Origin of the sequence: Pseudoflavonifractor phocaeensis (genome assembly GCF_016901955.1) — a bacterium.
Taxonomy (GTDB): domain Bacteria; phylum Bacillota; class Clostridia; order Oscillospirales; family Oscillospiraceae; genus Flavonifractor; species Flavonifractor phocaeensis_A.
In genome coordinates this window covers 1-1,590 of record NZ_JACJLC010000180.1, presented here as the reverse complement: position 1 = coordinate 1,590, position 1,590 = coordinate 1, and the positions used below count along the sequence as shown (strand labels likewise).

Here is a 1,590-nt window from a genome sequence, read left to right as displayed (position 1 = left end):
AGGTTTTACTTTCCTGCGGACGGCTTTTTTCTTTTTTTCGCCGGCTTTTTAATCAGCGTGCGCCCCTCTTGATTTGAGGCTATAAGAAATCTATTCTGAAAAATTTTTAACTTTTTTTAATTTCCGAGTTGCCAAAAGGACATGTTTTGCACTCCTTAAATGAAAGGGAAAAACAACACCGACTTTCGCAAAGAAAGGAGGTGAGAAAATGAAAAAATCCAAGTCTTATGAGAAGCGCATACAAAATCAATTCGGCGGTTTTTGCACCCGTGTTTTGAAGAACGAAGCAAAATACATCTATCGGGAATTAAGTAATCAGGCGGTAAAAGAAAAGGTGTTTGACGAACTTTCTGATAAAGAACTGTTAGCTGCGTACACCGTGCCAAAACTACACCTTGACCGTTGGTAGTCCTACACCCTGACCGCGCAAAGCAGACACTCTCGCCGCTGGTCAGACATCGGCGCCATGGCGCGCCCATTCCGCCGAAATGGTGCATGGCGGCCGGGAGCGTGGTGCACCAGACCGCCATGCAGGGAATTACTCGGGGATGCCCTTGCGCTTTCGCATGGACTCGCCCTCAATTTGGATGGTATAGGCGTTGTAGATGATCCGGTCACAGATGGCATCGGCCAGGGTGGGGTCGAACAGGTTCTCGTGCCACTCACTGGTATCATACTGGGAACAGAAGATGGTGGAGGCCACCTTGTTCCGGGCCTCTACCAGTTCCAGCACATCCCGGGCCTCGGCCTCCTTGAGGGAATAGAGTAGCCACTCATCCAGGATGAGTAGTTTCTCTTTCTTGAGCTTTTTCATGTAATCCCGGTAGGTTCCGTTGGCGCGGGCCACAGAGATCTCCACCAGCAGATCCGGCAGGCGAATATACCGGACGGAATAAAAGCTGCGGCTGGCAGCCATGCCAAGGGCGCAGGCTAAATAAGTCTTTCCGGCTCCAGTGGCTCCCAAAATGATGACATTGTGTGCTTCCTGGAGGTAGGTGCAGGAAGCCAGGCGCAGGATCTGCTCCCGGTCCAGCCTTCGTTCCGGGTGGTACTCAATATTCTCGACACAGGCGGCGGGATCCGCGTAGCCAGCGTTGCGGATGAGCCGGGTTATGCAGGAGGGAGAGCACATACCGTATATCACAAAGCAGATCACAGATATCAAAGAAATCAAGCGATTGCTGGCATAAAACACAACAGGCGGACAGCTTCCGCTGTCCGCCTGTGTGCCTGACAATTCAGTAGGTTCAAAAAGTGTACCTATGGGAACTATCAGACGGGGTATCTTCTTATCGTTTCTCTCATAAGGTGGAGGGAGGAGGGATCCCCATGACAGTGAAGCACACCCATCCCCAGTACGAGACAGCGGAGAAACGGCAGGAGGCCATCCAGAATGCCCGCAGGATGTGCGCAGCGCTGCTGCACTCCCTGCGGAGCCAGCAGACCAGACAGATCTCCTGACCATGGCCATGAAGTTTAATGCGGCCTATGCCCGCCAGTCCCTGCTGAAAAAGGACAGCCTTTCCATCAGCGGCCAGCTGGACCTGTGCCGCAAGGCGGCGGGCGGGGAGGTGAAGGTCTACCAGGACG

At 52.8% G+C, this 1,590-nt stretch carries 3 protein-coding genes; 2 read left to right on the top strand and 1 reads right to left on the bottom strand.

Annotated elements, in window-relative coordinates:
- Positions 1–208 precede the first annotated feature (208 nt).
- Positions 209–409, top strand: a complete 201-nt coding sequence (locus tag H6B51_RS16965) for a hypothetical protein (RefSeq protein ID WP_204884772.1) — start codon at positions 209–211, stop codon at positions 407–409.
- A gap of 129 nt (positions 410–538) precedes the next feature.
- Here the strand turns inward: H6B51_RS16965 and H6B51_RS16960 are convergent, their stop codons facing one another.
- Entirely contained in the window at positions 539–1,144 is a 606-nt protein-coding gene (locus tag H6B51_RS16960; RefSeq protein WP_335342201.1) for an ATP-binding protein, read from the bottom strand.
- Between the two features lie 185 nt (positions 1,145–1,329).
- Between H6B51_RS16960 and H6B51_RS18210 the strand changes: the two genes are divergently transcribed.
- On the top strand, positions 1,330–1,461 hold the full coding sequence (locus H6B51_RS18210; protein WP_275967560.1) for a hypothetical protein: 132 nt from the start codon (positions 1,330–1,332) through the stop codon (positions 1,459–1,461).
- The last annotated feature ends 129 nt before the right edge of the window (positions 1,462–1,590 follow it).

Excerpts from the sequence above, each read along its gene's own strand:
- H6B51_RS16965 (WP_204884772.1), top strand. The coding sequence starts at position 209 with ATGAAAAAATCCAAGTCTTATGAGAAGCGCATACAAAATCAATTCGGC.
- H6B51_RS18210 (WP_275967560.1), top strand. The coding sequence starts at position 1,330 with ATGACAGTGAAGCACACCCATCCCCAGTACGAGACAGCGGAGAAACGG.